Consider the following 22,041-nt stretch of genomic DNA (forward strand, 5'->3'; position numbering starts at 1 on the left):
CAAAAGCCGTTAGATGACTGACAATCTAACGGCTTTTTTCGTTATGATGCGCGGAAACCATACTTCTCCATTTCCTCAAATACGCGCTTTAATTTCGGATTGCCTTCCCCAACAATTTCTCCATTAATGACCACTACAGGATAGAATAAATCTTCTTCAATCACACGCTTGGCAAAAGCTGCTTTTTCCGGATCCGTATGCGGCTCGTTTATATCTACATACGTGATAGCAAACGGTTGGTTCGGATATTTACGAGAAATAGCTGCCTCTAGCCAATCATAGGTGTCTTTTGAAGACGGCAGGTTAACACAGCTTGCACAAACAATTTCAGCTCCATAAATACACACTTCTACCTCAGTTGACTGCATAGCACATCCCCCTTGAATCTTTACATATAAACTGTACGATTATTCACACTTTTACTTCATTATGAATACTATTTTACACAAAACTGATTCATTGCACATCTTTTTCTTTTAAGGTAACATTACGATGTATACTCCAATAGATTTTTCATGAAAGACCGTTTATAATAAGAGTAGAAGAAAGGAGTCGATAGTTATGTCAGAAATGCACGAGCAAGTTCAAGAAGTATTAGAAAAACTTCGTCCGTTTTTACTTCGCGACGGTGGAGACTGTGAGCTAGTAGACGTAGAGGATGGTATTGTAAAATTACGTCTTTTAGGCGCTTGCGGAAGCTGCCCAAGTTCAACAATTACGCTAAAAGCTGGTATCGAACGTGCCCTTTTAGAAGAAGTACCTGGTGTAGTTGAAGTAGAACAAGTATTCTAATCTCTTTGATTTTATTATAAAAGCAACCTCCCATTGTATTGGGGCTTGCAAATGAAAAATCCTCATTCAAATGAATGAGGATTTTTTTATTAGCTCGTTGTGACTTCAGCTTCTACAAATACACCTTTGCGGTCAATTTGTAAAACATCTATTTCACAGTTCGGCAGTAAAGCATACATATGTTCAGCAATCGCTTTTCCTTTTCCTTTTGGTGCTAAACATAATACACTCGGACCGGCTCCGCTTAGTGACACACCGTATGCGCCGAGAGCTTTTGCTTCTTTTCGCACAAGAGAAAGCTCTGGCACGAGTCTCATACGATAAGGTTCGTGATATAAATCTTTCTCCATAAATTCGCCTACCAGAGGTAAATCTTTATTTAACAGAGCTGCTACTAGCATGTTGCCTATTGCTCCAGCTTCTACTGCATGGCGATAATTAATATCGGAAGGCAGCACATCACGGGCATCCGTTGTTTTTAATTCATATTCTGGAATAGCCATCACAATATCGACATCAAATTCAGGTATTTGAGCAATATATGTTTCCTTTTCATGATGGTAACCAACAACGATGCCGCCGTAAATAGACGGGCTGACGTTATCGGGATGTCCTTCCATTAAGCTGCTGATGCGAAGCTTTTCTCTTTTTGATAAACGCAAGTCACACAGTACATTGGCCAGCTCGATTCCAGCTACGATAGCCGATGCACTGCTTCCAAGTCCCCTTGCTAACGGAATATTGCTCCAAACATTGACCTTCGCACTTGGAAGATCAATGTTAAATTGACGAGCCACGTCTTGTGCCACTTCATACATTAAGTTATCTGTACCTGTAGGAATACTTTGCACTTCTTTCGTTTCAGGGATAAAAACCCATTCGTCATGACGCTCTACTGCTAATCTTAAGTAGCGGGATAAAGCCACTCCAATGGAATCAAATCCTGGCCCTAAATTAGCAGAGCTAGCTGGGACCGTAATGACAAAACGCTCATTTTCTAGCATGAAGCAACGACACCTTGGATATACTCAAATACCTTTTCTTCATCATTTGGTAAAACCACTGGCTTTACGTTATGAGCATCGATTGCTACATTTGGATCTTTTAATCCATTACCTGTTAGTACAGCTACAACCGTTGAACCTTTTGCAATTTTACCAGAAGCTACATCTTTAAACACACCAGCAATTGAAGCGCAAGAACCTGGCTCTGCAAATACGCCTTCTTTGCGTGCAATTGTACGATATGCTTCTAAGATTTGTTCATCTGTCACTTCATCAATTTTTCCGTTTGATTCTTTTGCTGCGTTTACAGCATAATCCCAGCTTGCTGGATTTCCGATTCGAATAGCCGTTGCAATTGTTTCTGGATTTTCGATAACTTGATTACGCACGATCGCCGCTGCACCCTCTGCTTCAAAACCATGCATGTGAGGAAGAGACGTTTGGTGACGCTCACTGTATTCTTTGAATCCTTTCCAGTAAGCTGTAATGTTCCCTGCGTTCCCTACCGGAATAGCTAAAACATCAGGCGCTTTTCCAAGCTGTTCACAAATTTCGAAAGAAGCTGTTTTTTGCCCTTCAATACGGTATGGGTTTACAGAGTTTACAAGTGCAACAGGTGATGTTTCACTTAGCTTACGAACCATAGAAAGCGCTTGGTCAAAGTTTCCTTCAATTGCTACAATTTCTGCACCATACATAACAGCTTGAGCTAATTTCCCCATCGCAATTTTTCCATTTGGAATAACAACGATACAGCGCATGCCAGCGCGTGATGCATAAGCTGCTGCAGCTGCGGATGTGTTACCTGTAGATGCACAAATAACCGTATTGCTTCCTTCTTCTTTTGCTTTGGCTACAGCCATTACCATTCCGCGGTCTTTAAATGACCCCGTTGGATTTAGCCCTTCTACTTTTACATGTAAGTCAATGCCTAGCTCTTTTGATAAATGAGCAAGATGAATTAAAGGCGTATTTCCTTCATGTAGCGTAAGCATAGGTGTTTTCTCTGTTACAGGTAAAAATTCTTTATATTCAGCTAATAGACCTTTCCACATCATACTGTGCCAACTCCCTCTACGCGGTAACTGCTTTTTACATTTTCTACAATTGGTAAATCCCGAAGCTGCTGAAGGATTTCCTCATAATCTTTTTGAGATGTTTTGTGTGTAACAACAACAATCTCAGCTAATTCGCTTCCTTTCACAGGAAGTTGGATAATTTTTTCGAAGCTCACGCCACGCTCTGAAAATAGTGTTGTTAATTTTGCAAATGCGCCAACTTGATCTTTAACATGAATACGTAAGAAATGCTTTGAGAACATTTCATCTTCTGCTTTTAACTGTTTTGGATACTGAGGTGTTACCGCACTTTTACCATTCACACCTAAACGCATGTTTTTCATAACGCCTACTAAATCGGATACGACAGCAGTGGCAGTTGGCAGGCTTCCTGCCCCCGGTCCGTAGAACATCGTTTCTCCAACAGCTTCTCCGTATACATACACAGCATTGTACTCATCGCTTACGGAAGCAAGGGGATGTGTATCTGCTAAAAGAGTTGGCTGAACACTAACTTCTACATTGTCGCCGTCACGATGTGCATATCCAATCAGTTTCATCGTATAGCCTAATTGTTTACTATATTGCAAGTCTTCTTCCGTTACTTCTGTAATACCTTGAACACGAACATCGTCCAAGTCAATTTTCATTGAAAACCCTAGTGTAGCCAAGATTGCCATTTTGCGAGCAGCATCTAAACCACCTACGTCAGAAGTTGGATCAGCTTCAGCATATCCTAAATCCTGCGCTTCTTTTAACACTTCATCATAAGCGCTTCCTTCTTTTGTCATTTTCGTTAAAATGAAGTTTGTTGTTCCATTGACAATTCCCATCATTTTGGTAATACGATCAGATGCTAACCCATCTGCTAATCCACGAAGAATTGGAATACCGCCTGCTACACTTGCTTCATAAAATAAATCACAGTTGTTTTCAGAAGCTACCGTTAACAATTCTGAGCCGTAAACTGCCATTAAATCTTTGTTTGCCGTTACCACATGCTTTTTATTACGAAGGGCTGTTAAGATATAATCCCTTGTTTCTTCAACTCCACCCATTACTTCAATGACAACGTCAATCTCCGCGTTATGTAAAACGTCTTCAACATTCGTTGTTAATCTATCTTCACTAATTTCTACGTCACGCTTCTTATCAATATCTTTAACTACTACTTTTTTAACTTCTACTGGGCACCCGACTTGATGACTTAATTTGTCCTGATGATTTTCAATAATTTTGACTACTCCGCTTCCTACCGTTCCTAATCCTAATAATCCTACTGAAATACTTTTTGTCATATTCCTCACCTCTGTGTTCTTTCTACGTATACATTTGTTCTCTTATAGAGGACATTATAGACCTTATTTTTCTTTTTTACAAGGTTTACTGGACATCTTTTCTCGTAAACTTGTTAAAAAAATTGGTATATAAAGATAAATGTAAATTTTTAAAATATTTCATTTTATTATCATAACATGGCTACCACTGTTTTTTAATAAAAAAAAGACAATTTCACCGAAATGAAATTGCCTTTTTCCATTATGATTTTTTCGCAAACGCTTCTTTATTTACAATTGTAATAGGAGACTCTTTTGTGAGCACTGCTTTAATGTTTTTTACGCATAAAGAAATCATTTCCGTGCGCGTTTCGATACTCGCACTGCCGATGTGAGGAAGCGCTACAACATTAGGCAATTGAAGAAGAGGGTGAGAAGCAGAAATAGGCTCTTGATCGAATACATCCAAGCCAGCTCCGGCAATTTCACCTGATTGAATCGCATTTAACAATGCTTGCTCATCAACCACTGCTCCTCTTGAAGCATTAATAAAAATCGCAGTTGTTTTCATCTGTTTAAATGCTTCAGCATTAAATAAATGTTTGGTTTCGTCCGTTAACGGTGTCAAACAAACAATAAAATCAGATCGCTCAAGCAGCTCATTTAACTCACAGTAAACTGCATCGAGCTTTTGTTCTGCTTGGAGGTTGCGGCTCCGATTGTGATACAAGATTTCCATATCAAAACCTGTAGCACGTTTCGCAAGCGTCTCTCCAATTTTCCCCATTCCAACAATACCTAATGTTTTATGATGAACATCTCTACCCGCTAACAAAAATGGGCTCCAGCTTTTCCACTGATTTTCTTTCACGTATTCAGCAGCTTCTACTAAACGTCTAGCTACACTCATTAACAAACCAAACGTTAAATCCGCTGTTGTATCAGATAAAACATCGGGTGTATTAGAAACGATAACTCCGCGTTCAGTTGCCGCTTCTATGTCAATATTATCGAATCCGACCGCTAAGTTAGCTACAAGCTTTAAATGAGGAGCTTGCGTAAGCAATTCACTGTCAATACGGTCTGAAAGCATTGTTAATAGAGCATGTGCGTGCTTAGCTTTTTCACAAAGCAGCTCATGAGGGACTGCCTCATCTTCTTTATCCCACATTTCCACATTCGCTACTGCCTTTAAAGGTTCAATTAATTCATTCGGTATTTTTCTCGTAATAAATACAAACGGCTTGTCCATATGTACGCCACCTCTTTATCCTTTTTAAACTGCATGCACAAAAACAAAATAGAAAAACGGGTTTGGATTATCCAACACCTATTTTTCTATTTTATCATATTCTATAGTAATCGCTTTTTAATGAATCCATGTTAATTCAGGAATGTGATAACGAGACGTTGAAATGCCTACCGACTGGTAAAAGCGCTTCAGAAAAGCTTCGTAGTGAGAAGAATGAGCTAAGACTCCCTCAAGCTTCTCATAATACTTTTGTTTTTCCCGCTCATCTTGTACACTGTAGTATCCTTCAATGACCTCAAAATAATGAACGGGAAAAAGAAGTCTAGCATATAACAGTCTCCATGAAAAAGAAGAAAGTGGATTTACCTTTTCGTATTCACTTAAAAACTGATGCATGTGCCTTTCATCGACAGCGTATGTTAATAAATATTGTTCCCTTATATATTCAGCTATATCTCTGCTAGGGTGATCGAAAACCCAGTCTGCCGGGAGCTTGTAAACGTGGTCTTCCCCCCATGTTTTTTGGCCGAACCGATGATGACAAATCGTCGCAGCGTCAACTGACCGGGGCAAATCGTCAATTTCCGTGTCTACTAGGTATTGAATAGCATTTTCCGTTAATCCTAGGTAATAAGGAAAAGTTTCTAAAAAACGTTTTTCCATCTCTTGATTAGGTAAAGCACGTAATCTTCCATACCAAAATTGCTCCATCTGGTCGAGACGCTTCTCCCACATGGACTTCCATTGCCCTAGCCGGTTTGCTTTTTCCACTTCATAAGGAAACAGCCTCCCTTTTTGATGAAAAACAGCTAGCTCGTGCCCAGGTGAAAAATTGGGGTTTTTCTCTTCCGCAAGACAGCGGCAAATGATAAATTTTTCAGTTTCAGTTTCTGTAATCATTTCTCCATTTAAATTAGGCATAAATGTTGCCACATGGCGATCACCTTGGCCCATCAGAAATTGACTCATTTGATATAGTTCATTTAACTCGTCTTGTTCCATTTGCTTTACATTAATGATTGTATATAAAATATCTCGATACTGAAAACCTTCAAATTTACCAACGGGCATAAATTCATTTGGACGTAATCCGTAATGCTCATAAATGGTTTGTATCATTTTAATCCCTCTCTTCATTCATTCAAGAAATTATATGATGGAAAACAACATTACTTGTCATAATATTTACGGAGGAATGAATAGATTAGAAATACACCATTTATAGTTATTTACTCCGGGTTAGTAGTATGAAACAACTTTAGACTTAAAAATATATAGAAAACAGGTGATGATACTTGGAGAAAAAACATACACAAAGTGAATTAGAAAAAAAAGCAAGAGAATGGTTAATAGAACGCGGCGTGGCTCTTACAGACATTGCTGAACTGGTCTATTACTTGCAAAAAAAGTATCACCCAAACTTAACAATCGAAGACTGTTTATATAACGTTGAGCGCGTCATTTCTAAACGAGAAGTTCAAAATGCTATTTTAACGGGTATTCAACTAGATGTCCTCACGGAAAAAAAAGTGATTGAGCCGCCTCTGTTGGATATTCTTGAGAAAGATGAAGGTTTATATGGTATCGACGAAATTTTAGCATTATCGATTGTAAATGTGTACGGATCAATCGGCTTTACCAATTACGGGTATATTGATAAACAAAAGCCGGGTATTTTAGAAAGATTAAACGATAAATCTACTGGAGAGTGCCACACTTTCTTAGATGATTTAGTAGGCGCAATTGCTGCCGCTGCTTCTAGCCGGTTAGCGCATCGGGCTGCCAGTCAAGAATAGGTTTTAAAAACAAAAAAAGCTGTCAATTGACAGCTTTTTAAATTCGCTCCATCCACTCTTTTAGTGAATCTACCGTATAAGTTGGCTTTTTCTCATATCCTTCTAGTAACTCTCTTGTTGTTACCCCTGTATGGACTAATAATGTATCTAAGCCTGCATTCATCCCTGCTAAAATATCTGTATCATAGTAATCACCAATCATGATTGTTTCTTCTTTTGGCGTACCGATGACTTCAAGGGCTTGCTCCATAATAATACTTTCTGGTTTACCAATAAATACTGGATTTGTTTGAGTAGAAACAGTAATAACGGACGTGATAGATCCATTACCAGGCAGTAAGCCTCTTTCAGTAGGAATCGCAATATCTCCGTTCGTCGAAACAAAAAAGGCGCCGTTTCGAACGTTTAAACATGCTTTTGCTAATTTTTCATATGTAATTTCCTGATCCAAACCAACAACTACGAAATCCGTATCTTCCTCTTCAATGGTAAATCCTTTTTCAAGCAACGCATGTCGGATTCCTTCTCCACCAATTACATAAGCTGAAGCGTTTGCTTTGCGTTCATGCAAATAATTAGCTGTTGCCTGGCTCGTTGTAAAAACTTGCTCTTCTGTTGCAGGAATGCCAAATGCCTCTAGCTTTTCAGCTACTTTATCGGGCGTTTTTGTTGAGTTGTTTGTTACAAATAAATAAGGAATTCCTTTTTCCTTTAATTTAATAACAAAATCACGCGCCTCGGCAATTAGCTCTGTTCCTTTGTACATGGTTCCATCTAAATCAATCAAATATCCTTTATATTCCTTCATGTTGTGTGATCTCCTTTCAAGTCTCATACTTGAAATCATAGCTTATTTTTTATACAACTACAAATTGCTTGCCTTTAGTTACGAAAAGCAGACACAGGTCCTAACTCTGTCTCTAGATATGTCCTTACGCGCTCTGAAAATGCTGCCAGTACGTCTTTATGCTGCATCACTTTTTGATAAATATCCTGATGATTAACATCCACATATTCTTGAACAAGGCTTTTACGCAATTGAACAATCTCTTTTAATGGTGTTTCTTCCTCTTTTTTAACCACTTTCTCATCAACTAAAATGTCAATGATATCATCGTAACTGCCTGGGTCTCTCATAATAAAACCATCAATCATTGCATTTCCTACATCTAAAACGTTTTCAATTAAAAGATGTACAATTCTCTCTAATGCCTTTTTCTCTATTTCTGTGTTCCAGCTCGAATGCTCAGCAAACAAACGAACGTGTTCATCAAAAAAAACAAGCGTGGCTTCTATTTTTTCACGATCTACAAAGTACATATTATTTCCTCCCTAGTTGTCAGCTCTGTATAAATCTTCTTTCATAAACAAACGGGGTTCCTGTTCTATTTTATCATGACCCATTATCCATTTGATAAATTCATTTTTGTTTTTGACCTTATTTGATATGATACAAATACAACCTATGAAAGGAGTATACCTATGAGCGAACGCTTTTATCTATATGACGATGTCGTCTCTACAAAGACCCGGTTTGTCAGCTTTATGGGCGAAAATCAACGATTTGATTTAGCTATTATCCAAACCGACCGTTATTATGGCAAACAAGTTGTTCTTGATATTCAAGGAGGACGCTTTGCCATTATTGGACAAGATGACCTTGAAGAACCCCACTATCTTGAAGAAGTATTTAAACTAAACAGCGAAGATGGTCAGGAACTTCGCGAATTTTTATATGAAATCATCTAAAAAAAAAGGCAGCGTGAAGGACAATTAGTGTCTTCGGCTTGCCTTTTTTTACTTATGGACTTTTTTTAAGACAAAATACGCACAGCCAAAATTACAATATTCATGTAAATAGTCTTGAAGCGTACTAATCTTCGTATCGTACGTTGCCTTCTGGTTACGATCATCAAAAAAGCCTCGCAGTCGAAGCTGATTGTATCCCCAATCTCCCACAATATAGTCATAGCGGCTCAGCACGTCAATAAAGCGACCTCTAAACGCCTCTTCATTAAATGCCTCGCGCTCATCTTTTAATACTTCATAACAAATATTATTGATACAGACCATTGCTCACACCTCTTCTCTTAAAATTTACCATACCATAATTATGATGATGAAACCATCAATTAACATGAAATTTTTCACGTATAAGCAGCACTCTAATCCTGTAGGAGTTTTATCGGTATACCTACTGATCTTTTATGCTCCACATGAAGGTTCGCCGGTTTACCTGGCGTACGATATTTAACTACAGGAGGTGGAAATGGTGAAGAAATCTATTCTTGGAATCGCTTTGATAACAAGTATTTTAACCATTGGCTGTCAAAATAAAAACACAGCTGAAAATGAAAATTTATCACCAAACAACCCAGATGCCATTAATGTAAACGAGCCTAATCATTATTATAATCCAAATAATAATAGCGGCACAAATTATGGATATGTCCGATACACTAAAAACACAAATGAACAAAGTTCCAATATGAACCAAGTAGGAACATTTAACCGAGAGGAAGCAGCCGACAATATTAGTAAACTGAGCACCGCTATCCCAAATGTTAAACAAGCCGCTACGCTAGTAACGGATAAAGATGTGCTTGTTGCTTATAAAACAGATGCTAAAAACAGGAATAACGCAGCCGATCAGGTAAAACGTACAGCTATGTCTGTAGTCCCTCGTTATTATCATGTATACGTCTCAGATAATCCGAAACAGATGGACCAAATCGAAAATATCAGTGAAATGAATACACAAACAAATGATGCTAGAAAACGAATCGATGCTGTTATTCAACAAATGCTAAAATCTCCCCAAGGGCGTAAAATGAACGGCGGAGAAGATGCAAATGGAAGAGAGAAAAACGAATTGAATGAACCGATGACTGACAAAGATATGGTGGAATAGACAAAAAAGTTGAGACGTAACTAAAAGAATGTAATCGAAAGACGAAGAAATGAGACACATGAGCTGAACCGCTTGTGACACCGCAGTTGATTTCCGTGCATGGCTTCGCTTTCCGCGGGCGGCCGCTGAGCCTCCTCGTCGCTTGCGCTCCTGTGGGGTCTCACCTGTTCCGCTGTTCCCGCAGGAGTCTTCGCCTTGCCCTCCAATCAACTGCTAGAAGGAACAAAACAGATAAATTTCACGTTAACCGTAACAAAAAAACGAACCACTAATCAAACAATTTGATTAATGGTTCGTTTTTCACTTCGGCTAAACTACTTTCGTCCCAGCCTCTTTTTACCTTATTTGCTTTCTTGTGCTTTGTTTTTGGCAGCAGCGTTAACTTGCTCATCTGCATGGTAAGAAGAACGTACAAGAGGACCTGCTTCGACATGGCTGAATCCTTTTGATAATGCAATTTCTTTTAGCTCTTCAAACTCATTTGGATGGTAATATTTCTGAACTTTTATGTGCTTTTTAGTTGGCTGTAGATATTGGCCTAGCGTCATAATATCTACATTGTTCGCACGCAAATCATCCATCGTTTCAATAATTTCTTCTTTTGTTTCTCCTAGACCAAGCATGATACTTGATTTTGTAGGGATATCCGGCTGCATTTCTTTTGCACGGCGAAGGAACTCAAGAGAACGCTCATATTTAGCACGAGCACGAACACGAGGCGTAAGGCTGCGTACTGTTTCAATATTATGGTTTAAAATATCAGGACGTGCGTCCATTACAATACGTAAGTTCTCTTCCACACCGCCCATATCAGAAGGCAATACTTCAATTGTTGTGAATGGATTTTTACGACGAATCGCACGAATTGTTTCAGCTAATACGCTTGCTCCTCCGTCTTTTAAATCATCGCGAGCTACTACTGTGATAACCGCATGTTTTAAGTTCATTAGCTGAACAGAATCTGCTACGCGTTCTGGCTCTTCTAAATCTAATTCTGTTGGTAAACCTGTCTTAACCGCGCAAAAACGACAGGCACGTGTACATACTTCTCCTAAAATCATAAAAGTTGCCGTACGACGAACAGCCCAACACTCATGAATATTTGGACATCTTGCTTCTTCACAAACTGTATGAAGGTTTTTTTCACGCATCATTTTCTTTAAGCCTGTGTAATTTTCGTTTGTGTTTAGCTTAATCTTCAGCCACTCGGGTTTGCGGACATGCTCTTCTTTTGTTGCCATATTATCAACTCCACCAATCTAGAAAATGTCTATAACCTATATGCTTAATTTTAACTACATATTAAAAACATAACTATATGTCACTTTATCATAAAAAAGTGAGATTCGACAAGTTGTCTGCTCTTTATTTTCCTCAGTTTTCTTCTATTTTCCATCCAAATGTGTGCGTTTTCATCCTCCGTATAATTTCCATTTATCTTCTGAATAAAATTCTTTTAAAAAGTTTTGAAGCGATTTCCATTAATTAATATTTATGAAATCTTTTTTCTCGCTGCAAACTAGTGTTACACACTATTTTTAGAAAGGGGGAAACACGATGCGCAAAACGATTATCTTACTTTTTATGTTCATGTCTATATTCACAGGATGGCACCACGTAACAGCTGAATCTTCAGCAGATCAAGAAAAAATGCTTATTCAAAAGAGATTAGAGCTGTATAACCAAATGGAAGCCGCTACTACAATTCCTTGGTATTACTTTGCTGGGATTGACCAGTATGAACGAAATATTCGACGCTCTCATAAAGATATTCCAAGAGAAAAAGGTGCGATCGCCATTTATTATCCTCCAGAAAAATGGTCAGGTTCTTTAAATCCAAATTTGGAAGATACAAACCCACTTACTATTTCTCTTCTCGGGGGAATGGGTAAAGATGGGAACGGAGACAAAAAAGCAGACCAATTTAATGATGAAGATATGCTTTTTACCATGGCAGACTATATTCGGACGTTCGGGGTGTCCGAAGACTATATTAAAATTGCGCTTTGGAACTATTATCACCGGGCTAAAGCGGTTGATATTATTTTAGGGAATGCTAAAATTTTTCGCCATTACGGTCGCATTGATTTAAAAGGTTCTTCATTTCCTGTCCCTCTCCGTGCGAACTACAGTTATCGCAGTACATGGGGAGATGCGCGCGGCTGGGGTGGAAAACGAATCCATGAAGGAACAGACATTTTTGCAGATTATGGAGTTCCAGTAAAATCCCCTTGCTATGGCATTATTGAGCTTAAAGGATGGAATAAATATGGAGGCTGGCGAATCGGTATTCGTGACCTTCATAATAACTATCACTATTTAGCTCATTTAAGCGGATTTGCAAAAAATTTAAAAGTAGGACAAATTGTAGAACCAGGAACACTTATTGGCGGAGTAGGAAGTTCAGGTTATGGACCTCCTGGAACTTCTGGGAAATTCCCTCCTCACTTGCATTACGGAATGTATAAAGATAACGGCAAAAATGAGTGGTCGTTTGACCCATATCCTCAGTTAAGAACGTGGGAAAGAAATGATCGTTTAGAACTAAAGAAAAAATAAAAAAACAGGAAGCTAATGCTTCCTGTTTTTTTATCCTGATGGTTTACTTTCTTTTGCTTTTTTCACAGCATGAGCAATACTCGCGGCCAAGCCGCCCCATATGATGACCATCCCTACAACCAGCATTGTAATTGAACTTCCATCCATTATTTAGAAACCCCCTTCTCTTTAACTGACAAACGAGTCGCCCCATCTTTCCATCGTGCAAAAGAAAAAGCAATTCCTAAAATAACAGCCAGAGCTGCCACGCCCCAACCAAAAGGACCTACAAAAGTCGTTGCATACTGCTCGTAATTTTCTGAAATATTTTTTCGGAAGTTATCAAACATCATATACCCAAGTACAAGCGGTGTAACTACTCCTAAACATATCTTCCACCATGAACCGATTCGAATATCAGAAACTTCGTTTGCATGCTGCTGAAGGCTGCTCAGCTTTTTAAATACCCAAGCAACTAATACAACTTCTACTAAGCCTGCTAAAGCAACTCCAAAGTTATTAATGAAATAATCGACCACATCTAAGAAATAAAGTCCGCCCTGTGTTGCAAATAATAGGGAGCAAATTGAAGCGATTCCTCCGCCTATTAATACGGATTTTGTACGTGAGATAGTAAATTTATCTTGAATGCCTGCTACAAATGTTTCAATAATTGAAATAAGTGACGTTAATCCTGCTAATGTTAAGGAAGCAAAGAATAACATGCCAAACAGCTGTTTAAAGGCTGGAAATTCATTAATAATTTGCGGGAAAACAACAAAGGCTAGTCCTACCCCTCCCTGAACCACCTTATCGATTGGGATACCTTGCTGAGTGGCCATAAAACCAAGTGCGCTAAACACACCGATTCCTGCTAGTAATTCAAAAGCGGAATTACCGAATCCAGTAATAAACGCATTATTAGTTAAATCAGATTTCTTTGGAAGGTAACTGGAATAAGTGATCATAATAGCAAAACCAACAGATAAACTAAAGAAAATTTGACCATATGCTGCGATCCAAACCTTTCCATCTCCAATTGCGCTCCAGTTTGGTTTAAAAAAAGCGTGCAGACCTTCCATTGCTCCGTCCAATGTTACTGCTCGAATGACAATGATTAAAAATAGAACAATTAGTGTTGGTAAAAAGATTTTATTTGCCGCTTCAATTCCTTTTTTGATTCCTTTTAATAACACACCTAACGTCACAATCCATACAAGTACAAGCGGAATTAAAACATGTAATACGATGCTTCCTGTTTGTCCTGGTGCTTCGGCTAACTTTAAGTAATCTCCATATAAAAACGCTTCCGTATCCTTTCCCCAGCTTAACTTAAATGAAAAGATAAAATACGACATCGCCCATGCGATAATAACGGAATAGTAAACTGAAATAAAAAAGGAAATAGCTACTTGCCACCAGCCTAGCCACTCAGCCTTTGGACTTAGTCTCGCTAATGATAAAGGAGAAGAACCTTTATATTTATGACCTATAGCAAACTCCATGATTAAAATAGGAATCCCTGCCGTCAACAAAGCAAATAAATAGGGAAGAAAAAATGCTCCTCCTCCGTTTTCATATGCAGTAGCTGGAAACCTCCATATATTCCCTAGTCCAATTGCTGAACCTGCTGCTGCTAAAATAAACCCTGCTCTTGATCCCCACTGCGGCCTATTTTCCACCGTAATTCCCCCTCTTGTTCTCTCCCTACTCTCTTTTTATCGCAGATCAACGAGAATTTTTATAATTTTTAGATTATTCTTTCTATAACTTCCTATCTCAAATTATAGAAGGGAGAAGATAGTATGTCAAAATATTTTTTATAGAAAATTCAGACAAATTAACCAATGAATAAAAGCAAGTATGAAAGTCTTTTTGAACTTCCGTACCTGCTTTTTCAATAATACTTTATCACGTTAATATAATATTGTTAATTTTTCTTCGGAAGTTCAATCGCCGGAGAAGACGAGTTTCCACCGTTAAAATAGTCAGGAACATTTCCAGGAATAACGGTGCCTCCGACTGGGATTGTAGCCGTAACGGTTGTTTTTTTAGTTGCAAATGGGATAATGATTTGCATGTTTACTTTCACTTTGATAGATACTTCAAGAAACGCATTATTTATTCCATACTCCTCGATTTTTCGCACTACGTCTGTTTGAACGTCACCAATAGCATGAAATTTAACCGGAATCAGCGGACCCAGATTTCCAAGCAGCGCATTATTAGTCGCTTGCCCAAGCGGAACTTGGTAGACAATTCCTTGATTCCGCAACTTTTCATTTTTTTCAATACGAATATCTGTTGGAAGTTCAAGTGCATCTAAATTCCCTTTCTCTGCTTCTTTTAAGTTAGCCTGGACAAATGACGTAGTTTGAGCTCTAACTCGGTTCACAAGCGCTGTGTCAATTTTGGCTACTTGACCGTTAGGTGTAGATTCCACTTTAATAACATCTACGTCGAGCTGATCCAGTACCTGTTTATTCACCGCTTTATTAATAACTAAAGTTGCAATCTCTTTTGTTTGTGCTTCAGCATATTTCATCAACGTTGGTTCAATCCCTCTATTAATTAGCCATAATCCTACCCCTGTGGAAAGCATAAAAAAAAGAAAGGTGAGCAACAGAACGTAACGAAAAGGAAGCGGGCCTTTTCTTGTTAATTTCCGACGAAGTTTAACCAAAAAAAATCCCTCCTTACAAGCTATATGTATGCATGTATAAGGAGGTTCACGCTTCTTTTAAAAAGTTTTATCTTAAATTCTCGACTATATTAAAGCATTTTCAATAAAGCATCTTTGCCAATTGTGCCTTTAAAAATCCCTCTTTTTTCAGCTTCAAGCGTTACAGATTCAAGCGGCGCTTCAAGAAGCTGCTCAATTGTACGTACACCTACAGCTCTTCCAGCTATTATTTGACGATCAGCTAATTTATCATTTAATAGACCTACGTCTAGTGCTCCGCACATAATGTAGCCTTTATCTGATGAAATGGTTAACAAAGTTGTTTTTGGCAGCAATACGGTAACTGCATTAAACGTATGACCTTCAATTACGATAGGCGCTAAGGTAATCATAGTAGCTCACTCCTTTCTTAATCAATTTATGATTTTGAAAGAAAAAAGTGAGGTTTTACATATACTTTTCTACCTATTTAACGTTTAGAGTAATCCTTATACATTTTATAGACCTCGGTGCTAAAATTCGTTAAAAAAATCTAGTTGCTTAGGAGCTAAATTCTCATATTCAATATTTAATAAGCTCATGAGCTGTTTGGCATTATGTACAGCATCTCCGCCGGAGTTATTATTAAATAACAGGTAAATGTCCTTCGTTTGTTTTTGCAGCTTTTCAAGACGTTCTTTCCACTCTAGGAGCTCTTTTTCATTGTAACGATACAAAAACCTTACCGCTCGCCAATTGCCTTCTGCGGGCTTATTCCAACCGTGTACGTTTCGTCCATGAAAACGTATAAGTGTTTTCTGTTTATCTGTAGCATGAATCACAATGGGAATAGATCCTTCTCCTGCCTGCGGTTCATCACAAATACCATGAATCCACTTCTCTTGTTCCATAAACGTTAACGTTTTATCATAGAAAAACGGTTTAAACCAAGATTGATTTCGAAACTCCAGCGCTACTGGCAAATCTCCAAACTTCTCACGGCTATACCTCAAATAGGCTACGTTTTCTTTTGTACAGTCAAACCAAGGCGGCATTTGAAATAAAATCATACCAAGCTTATTTGAACTTACATATGGCTTCACTGATTCTAAAAATGCATGAAACATTTCTTCTTTGCTATCAAACGGATTTCCTTCTCTCATATGCCCCGTCATGCCTTGATAGGCTTTTACCACAAAACGAAAAGATTCCGGCGTATCATTCACCCACTTTTCAACATTTGACTTAGGTTGAATGGCGTAGAAAGATGAATCGACTTCAACAATTGGAAAATGGCCTGCGTATACGGCAAGCTTGTCTCTTGATGAAACACCCGCTTCATATAATGAATCATGATCTCCCCAGCCTGTAACTCCAATATAAATCATGCCATTCCTCCTCTATTTTCTTAGATTGCTTTTCTTTATTTTAATACAAACGATACAAAAAAACTCGTTTGCTTAAACAGCAAACGAGTTTTTATCTATTATTAACCGATTGAACCTTCCATTTCAAATTTGATTAGACGGTTCATCTCTACTGCATATTCCATTGGAAGCTCTTTTGTAAATGGTTCAATAAAGCCCATTACAATCATTTCTGTCGCTTCTTCTTCAGAAATACCGCGGCTCATTAGATAGAATAATTGTTCTTCAGATACTTTTGATACTTTCGCTTCGTGTTCAAGTGAGATGTTGTCATTTAAAATCTCATTGTACGGAATTGTATCAGAAGTTGATTGGTTATCCATAATTAGCGTATCACACTCAATGTTCGCACGTGCACCTTCTGCTTTACGGCCAAAGTGTACGATACCGCGGTATGTTACTTTACCGCCTTGTTTTGAAATTGATTTTGATACGATCGTTGAAGATGTGTTTGGTGCTAAGTGAATCATTTTTGCACCAGCATCTTGGTGCTGTCCTTTACCAGCAAGGGCAATGGATAATGTCATACCGCGTGCGCCTTCGCCTTTTAAGATAACAGCTGGATATTTCATTGTTAACTTAGAACCGATGTTTCCATCAATCCATTCCATTGTTGCGTTTGCTTCACAAACTGCACGTTTTGTTACAAGGTTGTATACGTTGTTTGCCCAGTTTTGAATTGTTGTATAGCGGCAATACGCGTCTTTTTTGATGATGATTTCTACAACGGCACTGTGAAGAGAGTTTGTTGTATAAACAGGTGCTGTACAGCCCTCTACATAGTGGACGTGTGAGCCTTCATCAGCAATAATTAACGTACGCTCAAACTGTCCCATATTTTCAGAGTTAATACGGAAATAAGCTTGTAATGGTGTATCTACTTTTACGCCTTTTGGTACGTAAATGAATGATCCACCAGACCAAACCGCTGAGTTAAGAGCAGAGAATTTGTTATCCGTTGGCGGGATAACTTTTCCAAAATGCTCGCGGAAAATATCTTCGTTTTCTTTTAGCGCCGTATCTGTATCTTTAAATACGATACCTTGCGCTTCAAGATCTTCTTTCATATTGTGATAAACAACTTCAGATTCGTACTGAGCTGATACACCCGCAAGATATTTTTGCTCTGCTTCAGGAATACCAAGTTTATCAAACGTTTGCTTAATTTCTTCAGGAACTTCATCCCAAGAGCGTTCAGACTTCTCAGATGGTTTTACGTAGTACGTAATTTCATCAAAGTCTAAGCTTGCCATGTCTCCGCCCCACTGTGGCATTGGCATGTTGTAGAAGTGCTCTAGAGATTTCAAACGGAAGTCAAGCATCCATTGTGGTTCCTCTTTCATACGAGAAATTTCTTCTACGATTTCTTTTGTTAAACCGCGTTTAGAGCGGAAAATTGATACGTCTTTATCGGAAAATCCATATTTATAATCGCCGATTTCTGGCATTTTTTTAGCCATCTTTTATTACCCCCTACTTGATAGGATTGGGAATGAATGAAGGTCTTATTTTTGTTCGTTAAGACCTTTTTCCATCGCTTTCCACGCTAGTGTTGCACATTTAATACGCGCAGGAAATTTTGCTACACCTTGAAGTGCTTCAATATCTCCTAAATCTATACTATCATCATACTCTTTACCTTGCATCATGTCAGAGAAGATATGGGCCATTTTAAACGCTTTGTCTACTTCTTGACCTTTAATTGCTTGTGTCATCATTGAAGCTGATGACATTGAAATTGAACATCCTTCACCTTCGAACTTTGCATCCACCACTTTGCCGTCCTCTACTTTTAAAGAAAGTTCAATGCGGTCTCCGCACGTCGGGTTATTCATATGAATGTTCACAGTATCTTCATTCAATGTTCCACGATTACGCGGGTTTTTATAATGGTCCATAATTACTTGACGATAGAGAGTATCTAAATTATTAAAAGCCATTTGTAAAATACTCCTTCGTTTTTATTAATGATGACACCAATTTATCTACTTCTTCTTCCGTGTTATACAGATAGAAGCTTGCACGTGCAGTAGACGATACGTTTAAATATTTCATCAGCGGCTGCGCACAGTGATGACCTGCACGAATCGCAATTCCATCAGCGTCTACTACTGTTGCAACGTCGTGCGGATGCACATCTTCAATATTAAACGTCACAACACCCGCTCGCTCTTTCGGTCCGTAAATCGTAATTCCATCTACTTGCGATAAGCGATCCAGTGCATATTGCGCTAGCTTGTGCTCATGTGCTTGAATGTTATCTAAACCAACTTCTTCTAAGAAATCAATCGCTGCACCTAAACCAATTGCACCTGCAATGATTGGCGTACCTCCTTCAAATTTCCAAGGAAGCTCTTTCCACGTTGATTCGTATAAGTTTACGAAGTCAATCATTTCGCCGCCAAACTCGATTGGTTCCATTTTTTCAAGAAGCTCTTTCTTTCCATAAAGAGCGCCGATTCCAGTCGGTCCGCCCATTTTATGTCCAGAGAAAGCAAAGAAATCACAGTCTAAATCTTGTACATCCACCTTCATGTGAGGCGTACTTTGCGCACCATCCACAACCATTACTGCACCGTTAGCGTGTGCAATTTCTGCAATTTCTTTTACTGGGTTAATTGTACCCAATACGTTAGATACTTGCATAATCGATACAATTTTTGTGTTAGATGTAATCGTGCTTTTTACCTCTTCTAGTGAAAGTGCATGATCTTCTGTTAGTGAAATATATTTTAACGTTGCACCTGTTTCCTTGGCAACTTGCTGCCAAGGAATGATGTTACTGTGATGTTCCATATAAGTAATCACAATTTCATCACCAGGTTTAAGATTCGCACGGCCATAGCTTGCAGCTACTGTATTAAGAGCTGTCGTTGTACCGCGCGTAAAGATAATCTCTTCCGTTGATTTTGCATTAATAAACTTACGAACCTTTTCACGAGCGCCTTCGTATCCGTCTGTTGCTCTTGTACCAAGCGTGTGAACACCTCGGTGTACGTTTGAGTTATATTCTTTGTAATACTTCTCAATTGCTTCAATTACAGCAAGCGGCTTTTGTGAAGTTGCTGCACTGTCTAAATAAACGAGTGGGCTGCCATTTACCTCTTGGTCTAAAATAGGAAATTGTTTACGAATATCAGAGATATTCATTATCGAACTTTCCTCTCAATTAAATCCGTTAATTGTTTTTTAACCGTTTCGATTGGCAACTCGTTTACCACTGGTGCTAAGAACCCGTGAATAACTAGACGTTCTGCTTCTGTTTGCGGAATACCGCGGCTCATTAAGTAGTAAAGCTGAATTGGATCTACGCGTCCAACAGATGCAGCGTGTCCTGCTGTTACATCATCTTCATCAATTAGAAGAATTGGGTTTGCATCTCCACGTGCTTTTTCACTTAACATTAACACACGGGATTCTTGCTCAGCGTTTGATTTAGATGCACCGTGTTCAATTTTACCGATACCGTTAAAGATTGAAGACGCGCTTTCTTTCATAACGCCGTGTTTTAAAATGTAGCCTTCAGAATGTTTTCCGAAGTGTACGATACTTGTTGTTAAGTTTTGAGACTGCTCTCCACGTCCAACTGTTACCGTTTTTGTATCTCCATATGAACCGTCGCCCATTAGATACGTTGTATTTTCTGAAACTGTATTTCCTTCACTCATTAAGCCTAAAGCCCACTCAATGCGACCATCTTTGCCCGCTACGCCGCGGCGGTTCACATAAGTAGTTGTACCTTTAGCTAAGTAGTCAACAGCTCCAAACGTTACTTTTGCATTGCTGTTAGCGAATACTTCCGTCACGATATTGACAACACCGTGTGACTCTTCAGCAGTAGCAATGTAGTTTTCTACATATGTTACTGAGCTGTTGTCTTCAGCTACAACAATAACATGGTTGAATAAAGCTGCTTCTTCATCTTCACGGACAAATACAGCTTGAAGAGGCTCTTGTACTTCTACATTTTTAGGAACGTATACAAATACACCCCCGTTTAATAACGCTGCGTTTAATGCAGTTAAACGGTGCTCATCTACTTTAACTCCGTCTTTCATGAAGTACTTCTCAACAAGGTCGCTATGCTCTTTAGCAGCTGTTTGAATATCTGTGAAGATAACGCCTTGAGATTTTAGCTCTTCTGTTAACGTTGAGTATGCAGCTGTTTGGTCACGCTGAACATATAGATTCTTAACCGCTTCTGTATCAATCAGTGCTTTAACCACTTCTGGAAGCTCGTCTACAGATGAGATTGTGCTTGCCTGTGAAGTGTGCTTGTCAAAAGCAGTAAAGTTCCATTTCGAAATGTTTGTTTTATCTGGCTTTGGAAGTGCAAGATCTTCTGCTTTCGCAAGAGCTTGTAAGCGAAGATCTAGCAGCCAACTTGGTTCATTAGCTTCTTTTGAAAAGCTGCTGATGTACTCTTGATCAAATGGTAATTTCGTATCAATAGTCATAGAGATCCTCCTAACTCTTAAGCTTCTTGCTCTACAGTTTCGTCTTCAATACCTAATTCTTGTTTGATCCAGTCATAACCTTCTGCTTCTAGACGCTGCGCTAATTCTGGTCCGCCTGATTTTACAACACGACCTTGCATCATAACGTGAACTTTATCTGGTGTAATGTAGTTTAATAAACGTTGGTAGTGAGTGATCATTAAGCAACCAAACTCGCTGCCGCGCAGTTCATTAATACCTTTTGATACAACTTTTAACGCATCGATATCTAAACCAGAGTCGATTTCATCTAAAATTGCAATTCCTGGTTGAAGCATCATTAATTGAAGAATTTCGTTACGCTTCTTCTCACCGCCAGAGAAACCTTCGTTTAGGTAACGCTGAGCCATGTCTTGATCCATTTCTAAGAAATCCATGTTTTTGTCTAATTGACGGATGAATTTCATTAGTGAAATTTCTTCGCCTTCTTCACGACGAGCATTAATTGCTGAACGTAGGAAGTCTGCGTTTGTTACCCCGCTGATTTCACTTGGATATTGCATCGCTAGGAATAGACCTGCACGAGCGCGCTCATCTACTTCCATCTCAAGTACATCTTCGCCGTCTAGCGTGATGCTTCCTTGTGTAACCTCGTATTTAGGATGTCCCATGATTGCTGAAGATAATGTTGATTTACCAGTACCGTTTGGTCCCATGATTGCATGGATTTCGCCGCCCTTAACTTCTAAATTAACACCTTTTAAAATTTCTTTACCTTCAATTGCAACATGAAGATCTTTAATTGTTAAAGTTGACCCTGCCATATTAAAACCTCCAGTTATAGACGTATATAGTAAAAAACGATATACCTATATCTTTTTAATTATT

25 protein-coding genes and 1 pseudogene are annotated in these 22,041 nt (G+C 38.6%); 5 read left to right on the forward strand and 21 right to left on the reverse strand.

The annotated features are described in order from the left end of the window. Positions 1-41: 41 nt before the first annotated feature. Positions 42-368, reverse strand: coding sequence for a YuzD family protein (locus CEQ83_RS24170; protein WP_028412620.1), 327 nt, complete (start codon positions 366-368; stop codon positions 42-44). 193 nt (positions 369-561) lie between these two features. Between CEQ83_RS24170 and CEQ83_RS24175 the strand changes: the two genes are divergently transcribed. Next, complete coding sequence (locus CEQ83_RS24175; RefSeq protein WP_013059625.1) at positions 562-792, forward strand: NifU family protein; 231 nt, start codon at positions 562-564, stop codon at positions 790-792. Between the two features lie 89 nt (positions 793-881). Here the strand turns inward: CEQ83_RS24175 and thrB are convergent, their stop codons facing one another. The 5 genes from thrB to yutH all read right to left on the reverse strand — a co-directional run bounded on the left by thrB (position 882) and on the right by yutH (position 6,502). Further along, complete coding sequence (gene thrB, locus CEQ83_RS24180) at positions 882-1,796, reverse strand: homoserine kinase (protein ID WP_028412621.1); 915 nt, start codon at positions 1,794-1,796, stop codon at positions 882-884. After that, complete coding sequence (gene thrC, locus CEQ83_RS24185; RefSeq protein WP_025752680.1) at positions 1,790-2,851, reverse strand: threonine synthase; 1,062 nt, start codon at positions 2,849-2,851, stop codon at positions 1,790-1,792. Before thrC ends, thrB begins: the two co-directional genes overlap by 7 nt. Continuing rightward, on the reverse strand, positions 2,851-4,152 hold the full coding sequence (locus CEQ83_RS24190) for a homoserine dehydrogenase (RefSeq protein WP_014457900.1): 1,302 nt from the start codon (positions 4,150-4,152) through the stop codon (positions 2,851-2,853). Before CEQ83_RS24190 ends, thrC begins: the two co-directional genes overlap by 1 nt. Positions 4,153-4,393: 241 nt before the next feature. Further along, positions 4,394-5,383, reverse strand: coding sequence for a 2-hydroxyacid dehydrogenase (locus CEQ83_RS24195; protein ID WP_098112219.1), 990 nt, complete (start codon positions 5,381-5,383; stop codon positions 4,394-4,396). A 117-nt stretch (positions 5,384-5,500) separates the two neighbouring features. Next, positions 5,501-6,502: a spore coat putative kinase YutH gene (yutH, locus tag CEQ83_RS24200; protein WP_028412623.1), complete on the reverse strand. Its 1,002-nt coding sequence runs from the start codon at positions 6,500-6,502 to the stop codon at positions 5,501-5,503. 176 nt (positions 6,503-6,678) lie between these two features. Here yutH and CEQ83_RS24205 point away from each other — a divergent pair, with 176 nt between their 5' ends. Continuing rightward, complete coding sequence (locus CEQ83_RS24205; protein ID WP_013059631.1) at positions 6,679-7,179, forward strand: phosphatidylglycerophosphatase A family protein; 501 nt, start codon at positions 6,679-6,681, stop codon at positions 7,177-7,179. A 37-nt stretch (positions 7,180-7,216) separates the two neighbouring features. Here CEQ83_RS24205 and CEQ83_RS24210 read toward each other — a convergent pair whose 3' ends face one another. Both CEQ83_RS24210 and CEQ83_RS24215 read right to left on the reverse strand, forming a co-directional pair. Next, positions 7,217-7,987, reverse strand: coding sequence for a TIGR01457 family HAD-type hydrolase (locus tag CEQ83_RS24210; RefSeq protein ID WP_013059632.1), 771 nt, complete (start codon positions 7,985-7,987; stop codon positions 7,217-7,219). 74 nt (positions 7,988-8,061) lie between these two features. Beyond that, a complete protein-coding gene (locus CEQ83_RS24215) occupies positions 8,062-8,499 on the reverse strand; it encodes a DUF86 domain-containing protein (RefSeq protein WP_013085332.1) in 438 nt (145 codons plus the stop codon). A 162-nt stretch (positions 8,500-8,661) separates the two neighbouring features. Here CEQ83_RS24215 and CEQ83_RS24220 point away from each other — a divergent pair, with 162 nt between their 5' ends. Continuing rightward, positions 8,662-8,928, forward strand: a complete 267-nt coding sequence (locus CEQ83_RS24220) for a DUF3055 domain-containing protein (protein ID WP_033580450.1) — start codon at positions 8,662-8,664, stop codon at positions 8,926-8,928. A gap of 48 nt (positions 8,929-8,976) precedes the next feature. On the opposite strand, the gene CEQ83_RS24225 is transcribed toward CEQ83_RS24220, so the two are convergent. After that, positions 8,977-9,252, reverse strand: coding sequence for a YutD family protein (locus CEQ83_RS24225; RefSeq protein WP_013059635.1), 276 nt, complete (start codon positions 9,250-9,252; stop codon positions 8,977-8,979). Between the two features lie 196 nt (positions 9,253-9,448). Between CEQ83_RS24225 and CEQ83_RS24230 the strand changes: the two genes are divergently transcribed. After that, positions 9,449-10,090: a YhcN/YlaJ family sporulation lipoprotein gene (locus CEQ83_RS24230; protein WP_155017527.1), complete on the forward strand. Its 642-nt coding sequence runs from the start codon at positions 9,449-9,451 to the stop codon at positions 10,088-10,090. A gap of 9 nt (positions 10,091-10,099) precedes the next feature. On the opposite strand, the pseudogene CEQ83_RS27835 reads toward CEQ83_RS24230, so the two are convergent. Both CEQ83_RS27835 and lipA read right to left on the reverse strand, forming a co-directional pair. Further along, positions 10,100-10,300, reverse strand: a pseudogene (locus CEQ83_RS27835) (hypothetical protein); the annotation flags it as partial. 131 nt (positions 10,301-10,431) lie between these two features. After that, positions 10,432-11,331, reverse strand: a complete 900-nt coding sequence (lipA, locus tag CEQ83_RS24235; RefSeq protein ID WP_013059637.1) for a lipoyl synthase — start codon at positions 11,329-11,331, stop codon at positions 10,432-10,434. 316 nt (positions 11,332-11,647) lie between these two features. Here lipA and CEQ83_RS24240 point away from each other — a divergent pair, with 316 nt between their 5' ends. Next, complete coding sequence (locus tag CEQ83_RS24240) at positions 11,648-12,649, forward strand: M23 family metallopeptidase (protein WP_028412626.1); 1,002 nt, start codon at positions 11,648-11,650, stop codon at positions 12,647-12,649. A 30-nt stretch (positions 12,650-12,679) separates the two neighbouring features. On the opposite strand, the gene CEQ83_RS24245 is transcribed toward CEQ83_RS24240, so the two are convergent. The 10 genes from CEQ83_RS24245 to sufC form a co-directional block, all read right to left on the reverse strand. Next, on the reverse strand, positions 12,680-12,796 hold the full coding sequence (locus tag CEQ83_RS24245; protein ID WP_155017528.1) for a MetS family NSS transporter small subunit: 117 nt from the start codon (positions 12,794-12,796) through the stop codon (positions 12,680-12,682). Continuing rightward, the gene (locus CEQ83_RS24250; protein WP_028412627.1) at positions 12,796-14,310 is read right to left on the reverse strand and encodes a sodium-dependent transporter; all 1,515 of its coding nucleotides are present in this window, start codon (positions 14,308-14,310) and stop codon (positions 12,796-12,798) included. The genes CEQ83_RS24245 and CEQ83_RS24250 overlap by 1 nt, the downstream gene beginning before the upstream one ends. A 248-nt stretch (positions 14,311-14,558) precedes the next feature. Then, positions 14,559-15,311, reverse strand: coding sequence for a sporulation protein YunB (gene yunB, locus CEQ83_RS24255; protein ID WP_034264201.1), 753 nt, complete (start codon positions 15,309-15,311; stop codon positions 14,559-14,561). 89 nt (positions 15,312-15,400) lie between these two features. Then, a complete protein-coding gene (locus tag CEQ83_RS24260; protein ID WP_013059641.1) occupies positions 15,401-15,703 on the reverse strand; it encodes a YunC family protein in 303 nt (100 codons plus the stop codon). Between the two features lie 120 nt (positions 15,704-15,823). Further along, a complete protein-coding gene (locus tag CEQ83_RS24265) occupies positions 15,824-16,678 on the reverse strand; it encodes a DUF72 domain-containing protein (protein WP_028412629.1) in 855 nt (284 codons plus the stop codon). A gap of 101 nt (positions 16,679-16,779) precedes the next feature. After that, on the reverse strand, positions 16,780-18,177 hold the full coding sequence (sufB, locus tag CEQ83_RS24270; RefSeq protein ID WP_013059643.1) for a Fe-S cluster assembly protein SufB: 1,398 nt from the start codon (positions 18,175-18,177) through the stop codon (positions 16,780-16,782). A 45-nt stretch (positions 18,178-18,222) separates the two neighbouring features. Beyond that, complete coding sequence (gene sufU / locus CEQ83_RS24275) at positions 18,223-18,657, reverse strand: Fe-S cluster assembly sulfur transfer protein SufU (protein WP_013085338.1); 435 nt, start codon at positions 18,655-18,657, stop codon at positions 18,223-18,225. Continuing rightward, positions 18,647-19,867, reverse strand: a complete 1,221-nt coding sequence (locus CEQ83_RS24280) for a cysteine desulfurase (protein ID WP_013059645.1) — start codon at positions 19,865-19,867, stop codon at positions 18,647-18,649. The genes sufU and CEQ83_RS24280 overlap by 11 nt, the downstream gene beginning before the upstream one ends. After that, positions 19,867-21,174, reverse strand: a complete 1,308-nt coding sequence (gene sufD, locus CEQ83_RS24285; protein ID WP_028412089.1) for a Fe-S cluster assembly protein SufD — start codon at positions 21,172-21,174, stop codon at positions 19,867-19,869. Before sufD ends, CEQ83_RS24280 begins: the two co-directional genes overlap by 1 nt. Before the next feature lie 17 nt (positions 21,175-21,191). After that, positions 21,192-21,977 (reverse strand): Fe-S cluster assembly ATPase SufC, encoded by a 786-nt coding sequence (sufC, locus tag CEQ83_RS24290; protein WP_013059647.1) that lies wholly within the window; start codon positions 21,975-21,977, stop codon positions 21,192-21,194. Between the last annotated feature and the right edge of the window lie 64 nt (positions 21,978-22,041).

It is taken from the genome of Priestia megaterium (assembly GCF_009497655.1).
Taxonomy (GTDB): domain Bacteria; phylum Bacillota; class Bacilli; order Bacillales; family Bacillaceae_H; genus Priestia; species Priestia zanthoxyli.